Origin of the sequence: Nonomuraea sp. NPDC049784 (genome assembly GCF_040659615.1) — a bacterium.
Lineage (GTDB): Bacteria > Actinomycetota > Actinomycetes > Streptosporangiales > Streptosporangiaceae > Nonomuraea.
On sequence record NZ_JBFAMX010000026.1, the window covers coordinates 38,789 to 45,120 of the forward strand.

Sequence of the window (6,332 nt, forward strand, 5' to 3'; positions counted from 1 at the left end):
CTGGGGACCGGTAGCCTCATCTTTACTCGCGGCCGCTGCTTTGTCCCGCCAAACCACGAAATGCACGCGCGCCTTGACTCCTCCCGGTGGCCCTTACGCCACGAGGCGTCTCATGCCAGGCGGTGGGCGCCGGGGGCCGGGGTGGCGGGGAGGAAGCGGGGGGTCTGGAAGCCGTGCTCGGCGAACGCGTTCGACACCGACTCCTCGACGGCGGGCAGGCGGTCCACCGGCACCAGGGCGATGGCGGAGCCGCCGAAGCCGCCGCCCGTCATTCGGGCGCCGCGGGCGCCGCCACGGATGGCGGCCTCCACCGCCACGTCCAGCTCCGGCGACGACACCTCGTACTGGTCCCGCAGCGACAGGTGTGAGGCGTTCAGGAGGGCGCCGATCTCGTTGACGGCGCCGGCGCGCAGGAGGCCGACGAGAGCCTCAACGCGGTGGTTCTCCGTGACCACGTGCATCGTGCGCTTGCGCTCATCCCCCTGCAGCTGGTCGAGGGCCCCCGCCAGGTCCGTGACGTCGCGCAGGGCCGGGACGCCGAGCTTGCGGGCCGCCGACTCGCACTCCGCGCGGCGCTTGGCGTACTCGCCGCCCGCGTGCTCGTGGTGCGCCTGCGTGTCGATGATGAGCATGCTCAGCCCGTGGGAGGCCAGGTCGAGCGGGATGTTCCGGGAGCCGAGGGAGCGGCAGTCGAGGAACAGCGCGTGCCCCTCCTTGCACAGCGCCGAGGCGGCCTGGTCCATGATGCCGCAGGGCATGCCGACGAAGTCGTTCTCGGCCTTCTGGCTGAGCAGCGCGATCTCCATGGGCGTCATGCCCAGGTCGTGCAGGTCGTTGAGCGCCGAGGCGACGGAAACCTCGAGGGCGGCGCTGGAGCTGAGGCCCGCGCCCGGCGGGATGTCGCCGTCGATGGCGATGTCCGCGCCCGCCACCCGGTCGCCCAGCATGTCCAGGACGCCGACGACGTAGCGGGTCCAGCCTTTCGACTCGTCGTGGCTCGCCAGAGTGACGGGCTCGCCGGAGGACTGGAGCGACAGGATCCGGATGGTACGGTCCGCGCGCGGGGTGACGGCGGCCGTGACGCCCAGCGGCACGGCGAAGGGGAGTACGAAGCCGTCGTTGTAGTCGGTGTGCTCGCCGATCAGATTGACCCGGCCGGGCGCATGCCAGACGGTCTGGGGGGACGCGCCATAGGCGGCACGAAAAGCTTCAACAACGCGCATAATCGAACACTCCTCAACAAAGGCCCGACCGTAGACTAGCGCCATGGAGGAGCTCCTGGATCCAGGGCTCGGGCGGGTCCGGGTGTTCCTGATGCATGACGACAACAAGCCACGCAAACTCAAGTACAACCTCGGCCATTCCCGGCTGCTCACCTTCGGAGGCGCGTACTCCAACCACATCAGGGCCGTGGCCGAGGCGGGGCGGCGGCACGGGATCGAGACCATCGGGGTCATACGAGGTGAGGAGCATCTGCCGCTGAATCCGTCACTCGCCTACGCGAGGGCGTGCGGGATGACCCTCACTTATATGGATAGAGCCACCTACCGGCTCAAGGACACAGAGCCCGTGCTGGCCGGGCTGCGGGCGCGGTGGGGTGCCGACGTGGTGATCCTGCCCGAGGGCGGGAGCAACGCGGCGGCCGTGCGCGGGTGCGCCGAGCTGCCGGGGGAGATCACCGAGGAGTACGACGTCGTCTGCTGTCCGGTCGGGACCGGCGGGACGCTGGCCGGGATCTCGGCCGGGCTGCCGGAGGGCAAACGGGCGATCGGGTTCGCGGTGCTGAAGGGGGCGGGGTTCCTCACCGATGAGGTGGCCAGGCTCCAGCGCGAGGCGTACGGGCGCGCGTGGTCGAACTGGGAGATCCGCCTGGATTACCACTTCGGCGGATACGCCAAGTCAACACCCGCCTTGGACCGGTTTATCGCGAAATATCGCGTCGAAGGCGTCTACGTGGCCAAAATGCTCTACGGGATCCTGGACCTCGCCCGGCAAGGCGCCTTCCCGCAAGACGCCCGCGTCGTCGCCGTGATCACCGGTCAGCCCTCCACGCCCGTGGCCGTGTGAGGCGCCCCGACCGGCTTCGACTCGGGCGACCCCCGCTGCCGCAGGTAGATCGAGAGCACCACCATCGACAGCACGGCCAGCAACTCGGACTGCCAGTTCTGCAGGGTCCGGTTCCAGAACTCGGGCGAGGTCACGTACGACCACCAGGACACCGGATCGCGCAGGTCGCCGAGCCGCTCCGAGTTGTACGCCGCCTGCCCCGCCACCGACTGGGCCAGCCACGACAGCACGAAGACGGTACCCATCACCAGTCCCAGCGAGTTGCTGAACAACCACAGCCTCAGCCCGCGGGCGCCTGCCCACCGGGGAGACCCGGAGCCGGCGTACGCCCCGATCCGCTGCCTCTCGTCGGACTCCGCCCCCGCCTCCTTCACGTCCTTGGACTCGGGCGACCCCTTCTGCACCAGCCAGACGGTCAGCATGATGAACAGGAAGAACTGCAGGTACTCCGACTGCCAGTTCTCCGCCACGTCCACCGCGAACGAGGACGACGTCACGTACTGGAGGAACGAGGCGGGCTCGGCGCCCTCGACCAGCTGCCGGTCGTTGTACTCCAGCATCCCGGACACCGCCTGCCCGCCCAGCGCCAGGAAGAACATGATCATGAAGGCCAGGCCCAGAGAGTTCTCCTTGAGCCACCTCACAGCCGCGACCACCCCACCGCGAAGAAGAACGCAAGGCCGACCACGATGATCAGCATGGTCAGCGTGAACATCACGCGCATCAGTCCTCCACTTCGCACTTGTAGGGAAGGTCGTGCACGGGCTCGCAGCCGGCGGCCTTGACCCGCCAGCCGTCGGTGAAGCGGTGCAAGAAGAGCGTGTCCCCGGCCAGCCGTACCTGTGCGTCCTCCCCCCACACACTGACGGCTGTGACGGAGCCGCCCGGACCGAGACCCAGCTCGCGTAGCGCTTCGGCGCAGGTCTGGCCGCGGTTGGGGAGATTCTCGGCGGTCTTGCGCGTGAGCATGGCGCACGCGGCATCCTCGCGGTGTGCGGAGAGAGCCGCGTGGAAACGCTCGGCCGCCTGCGCCGGAGCGGCCATGTCAGGGGCGCAACCGGTGGCGGCGAGCGCGAGCGCCGGCACCAGGATGAGCAGGGTCCTCATGCGTCCCTGCTACCCGTGGATCAACCGCGCATGCTAGCCGCCGAGCTGGTCGAGCACCGGTGACACCAGGGCGTTGAGCTCGCGGGCCAGCACCACCACCGCCCGGTGCGCGCGCTGCTCGACCTCGTCGTGCGGCCCTTCGGGCTCGGGCGGCAGGTCGTCGAGGGGCACGGGCACCTCCAGGAGCAGCGTGGCCCGCAGGAATGGGTGCCTGGCCAGGTCTTGCTGGGTCGGGTCGACGTACTGGCCGAAGGTCTCCTGCCAGCCCAGCCACCCGCGGTCGCGCCACCAGGCCCGTGACCGGGTCAGCTCCTCGGGCAGCGGCGAGACCACCCTGACGCGCGCGTAGAGCGAGCCGTCCCAGGTGTTGCGGTGGCAGGTCGCGTCCAGCACGCGCCGATCCCACCTCACGTAGCCGGGGGTCAGCGACGGCGGCGTGGCCAGCCGCCACGCCGCGCACGCGAACCTGATGGGCGCGATGTCGCCCCACTCGAACTCTTCGAGATTCTTGCGGACGTGTACGGCATAGCGCCCGTCACGGTCTCTGTCGAACTCTTGATCGATCCAGAACGCTCTGCCCATGGGGACTACGCTACGGCCTCCCCTGCCTCCACGCGGTGGAGGCCATGGGCGCGAGATCTCGGAATGCCCTGTGACGGAGGTGACAGATGTGTAGCTTTTTCACATTGTTGGATGACTTTGGAGTGAGCAATGGCGTCAGAACAGCTCGACGCGGCCATGAGTTACTGGAAAACGGGAGATCTCGATGCGGCCGCCGCGCTGTTCAGGCAGATCGCGGCCACGGGGGATCCGGAAGCGTCCCATCTGCTGGCCGGGCTGCTGCAGGAGCAGGGGGACCTGGACGGCGCCGAGGCGGCGCACAGATCGGTGATCCAGTCGGGCGACCCGGTGTTCGGGCAGCGCTCGGCCATCGCCATGGGGATGATGCTGGTCACCGCCAAGGAGTGGCCCGCGGCGCACCGGGTGCTGACGATCGCGTCGGATGGGGCCGACTTCGAGGTTGCCGCGCTCGCCGACACGGCGCTGGTGCTGGTGCTCACGCAGATGGGCGACGTGGAGGGCGCGCAGGAGGCGCTGGAGCGGGCGCGCAGGTGCGACAGTTCCGCCGTGGCCGAGCTGGCCGACCGGCTGGAGCTGCCCGAGTTCCACCAGGACCCGGCCTCGGCCCGTGACCTCTATGAGGAGGCCGAGGACGAGGCCGACTACCGGGCGCTGCTGACCTGTGGCGATCCCGACGTGGTGGCGCTGTCGGCGTTCCGGCTGTACCGGATCTACGCCGAAGAGGAGGAGTTCGAGCAGGCCAGGGAGGTGTGCGAGCATGCCATCGCGGTCGGGCACCCCGACCACCTGGCCATGGCGCACAAGCTGCTCGGCGCGGTGCTGGTGGATCTGGGCGAGTACGCCGAGTCCGCGGCCGCCTACCGCGTGGCCGCCGAGGACCCCAGGCCGGACATCCGGCTGCCGTCGCTCATCGAACTGGCCAAGGTGACCGCGTCGCTCGGCGACGTGGAGGAGACGAAGGCGATCTTCCGCCGGGTGATCGCCAGCGGTCATCGCGAGTACGTCGTGCAGGCCCAGGCGTGCCTGGCCCAGATGCACACCGAGGCGGGCGAGCCGGCCCTGGCGCTGACCGCGCTGCGTGCCGTGCTGGAGGCGGGGGAGGACGAGTGGGCCCCGGTCTGCGTCACGCTGCTCGGCATGCTGCTCGACCAGCATCCGGAGGCGTACGACGAGGTCATGGAGGTGGTGCGGCTCGCGGCCGGGCACGAGGATCCCGACACCGCGTTCAAGGCGGGGCTGCTGCTGGAGCACGCCGCCAGGCAGCAGCCGCTGGCCGACCCCGTCGAGGAGCAGGCGCTCCAGGACACCGACGAGGGGCTGGCCCGCATGCAGGCCGGCGACCTGGCCGAGGCCAGGCGGCTGATGCGCAAGGCCGCCGACTCGGGCGCGCCGGCGCAGGCGCTCAGGGCCATGGTGACGCTGGCCCAGCTGGAGATCGGCGAGGGCGATCGGGAGCAGGCCGACGAGCTGCTGGCGTACGTGGCCGAGGGCGACGACGTGCTCCAGGGCTTCAACACGGCCTTCCTGCTGCACCTGCTGCGCGAGTCGGGCGAGCAGCCGCACCCGGTGCTGCAGGCGATCCTCGACCACCAGCGGCTGGGCAGGGAGGAGGGGCTGGTCCGCTACCACGCGACCATGGAGCACGCGGATCCGGCCGTCGCGGCGATCGGCACAGCCGTGTTCGCGCAGGTGCTGGCCGCGATCGGATACGACCTGTCGGAGGCGGCCAAGCTGTTCCAGTCGGCGGCCGACACCGGGGATCCGCTGGCTCTGTCGTACGCGGCCGTGATCTGCAAGGAGATGCTGTCCGACGAGGACGAGGCTCTGGCGCTGCTGCGCCGGGCCAGAGCCGAAGGCCATCCGGTGCTAGCGCCGTGGGTGGGGTACGCGCTGGGCGGGCTCGTGGAGGAGCACGACCTGGCCGAGGCGCGGGCCGCGTACACGATGGCTTTGGAGAGCGGCAACCGCGGGCTGCGGGCAGAGGCGGCCGGCGCGCTGCTCACGGTGTACGAGCGGCAGGGCGACCTGCTGGCCGTCTGCCGCATGCACGAGAGGCGGCTCGAGGAGGAGATCTCCGAGGACGACCGCGGGCGCAGCGCCTGGCTGCTCGGGCTGAACCGGGTCAGGGTCGACGACCTCGCCGCCGCGCGGGCGGCCTTCGAGCCGGTCGCGGGGGAGCCGGAGGCGATGGGGCGCTACGCGCGGTCCCTGCTCGACCGGGACTTCGAGGGTGCGGCTGAGGCGTTCGAGGAGATCGGCGACGACGGCAGCGCGTTCCTGGCGAGCATGCTGGCCCTGGAGAGCGCGCACGCCTGGCAGCGGCGGGGCGAGATCGCCGCCGCCGACGGGGCGCTCTCCCTGATGCTCGTCGCTGGGCACGCCGATTACCGGCAGGAGGCGGGGTGCTACCTCGGCGCGCTGCGTAACGAATCGGGCGACAAGCGCGGCGCGCTGGAGGCGTGGGGGCAGGTCGCGGAGGGCGGCAACGAGCGCCTGGCCGCCATGACGCAGTGGGACATCGGGCGGGTGCGACACGAGCTCGGGCTGCTGGACGAGGCGGCCGCGGCCTACCGGGC

Annotated in this window: 6 protein-coding genes; 2 read left to right on the forward strand and 4 right to left on the reverse strand. The window is 70.6% G+C overall.

Annotated features, from left to right (window positions below; genetic code table 11):
* Positions 1–110 precede the first annotated feature (110 nt).
* A complete protein-coding gene (gene galK / locus AB0J09_RS09570; protein ID WP_360687817.1) occupies positions 111–1,223 on the reverse strand; it encodes a galactokinase in 1,113 nt (370 codons plus the stop codon).
* Between the two features lie 43 nt (positions 1,224–1,266).
* Here galK and AB0J09_RS09575 point away from each other — a divergent pair, with 43 nt between their 5' ends.
* On the forward strand, positions 1,267–2,067 hold the full coding sequence (locus AB0J09_RS09575; RefSeq protein WP_360687820.1) for a pyridoxal-phosphate dependent enzyme: 801 nt from the start codon (positions 1,267–1,269) through the stop codon (positions 2,065–2,067).
* On the opposite strand, the gene AB0J09_RS09580 is transcribed toward AB0J09_RS09575, so the two are convergent.
* From AB0J09_RS09580 to AB0J09_RS09590, 3 genes are all read right to left on the reverse strand, one after another.
* A complete protein-coding gene (locus AB0J09_RS09580; protein WP_360687823.1) occupies positions 2,040–2,711 on the reverse strand; it encodes a DUF6766 family protein in 672 nt (223 codons plus the stop codon). The genes AB0J09_RS09575 and AB0J09_RS09580 overlap by 28 nt on opposite strands.
* A 79-nt stretch (positions 2,712–2,790) precedes the next feature.
* Positions 2,791–3,174, reverse strand: coding sequence for a hypothetical protein (locus AB0J09_RS09585; RefSeq protein WP_360687826.1), 384 nt, complete (start codon positions 3,172–3,174; stop codon positions 2,791–2,793).
* 33 nt (positions 3,175–3,207) lie between these two features.
* Positions 3,208–3,756 carry a hypothetical protein gene (locus AB0J09_RS09590; protein ID WP_360687829.1) on the reverse strand — a complete coding sequence of 183 codons (549 nt, stop codon included), beginning with the start codon at positions 3,754–3,756 and terminating at the stop codon, positions 3,208–3,210.
* Positions 3,757–3,885: 129 nt separating this feature from the next.
* On the opposite strand from AB0J09_RS09590, the gene AB0J09_RS09595 reads away from it, so the two are divergent.
* Positions 3,886–6,332 (forward strand): hypothetical protein (locus AB0J09_RS09595; protein ID WP_360687832.1); only part of this gene is annotated, 2,447 nt, incomplete at its 3' end.

What these genes read in the sequence shown, in the direction of transcription:
- AB0J09_RS09585 (WP_360687826.1), bottom strand. Translation starts at nt 3,174, where the DNA reads ATGAGGACCCTGCTCATCCTGGTGCCGGCGCTCGCGCTCGCCGCCACC.
- AB0J09_RS09590 (WP_360687829.1), bottom strand. Translation starts at nt 3,756, where the DNA reads ATGGGCAGAGCGTTCTGGATCGATCAAGAGTTCGACAGAGACCGTGAC.
- galK (WP_360687817.1), bottom strand. Translation starts at nt 1,223, where the DNA reads ATGCGCGTTGTTGAAGCTTTTCGTGCCGCCTATGGCGCGTCCCCCCAG.
- AB0J09_RS09575 (WP_360687820.1), top strand. Translation starts at nt 1,267, where the DNA reads ATGGAGGAGCTCCTGGATCCAGGGCTCGGGCGGGTCCGGGTGTTCCTG.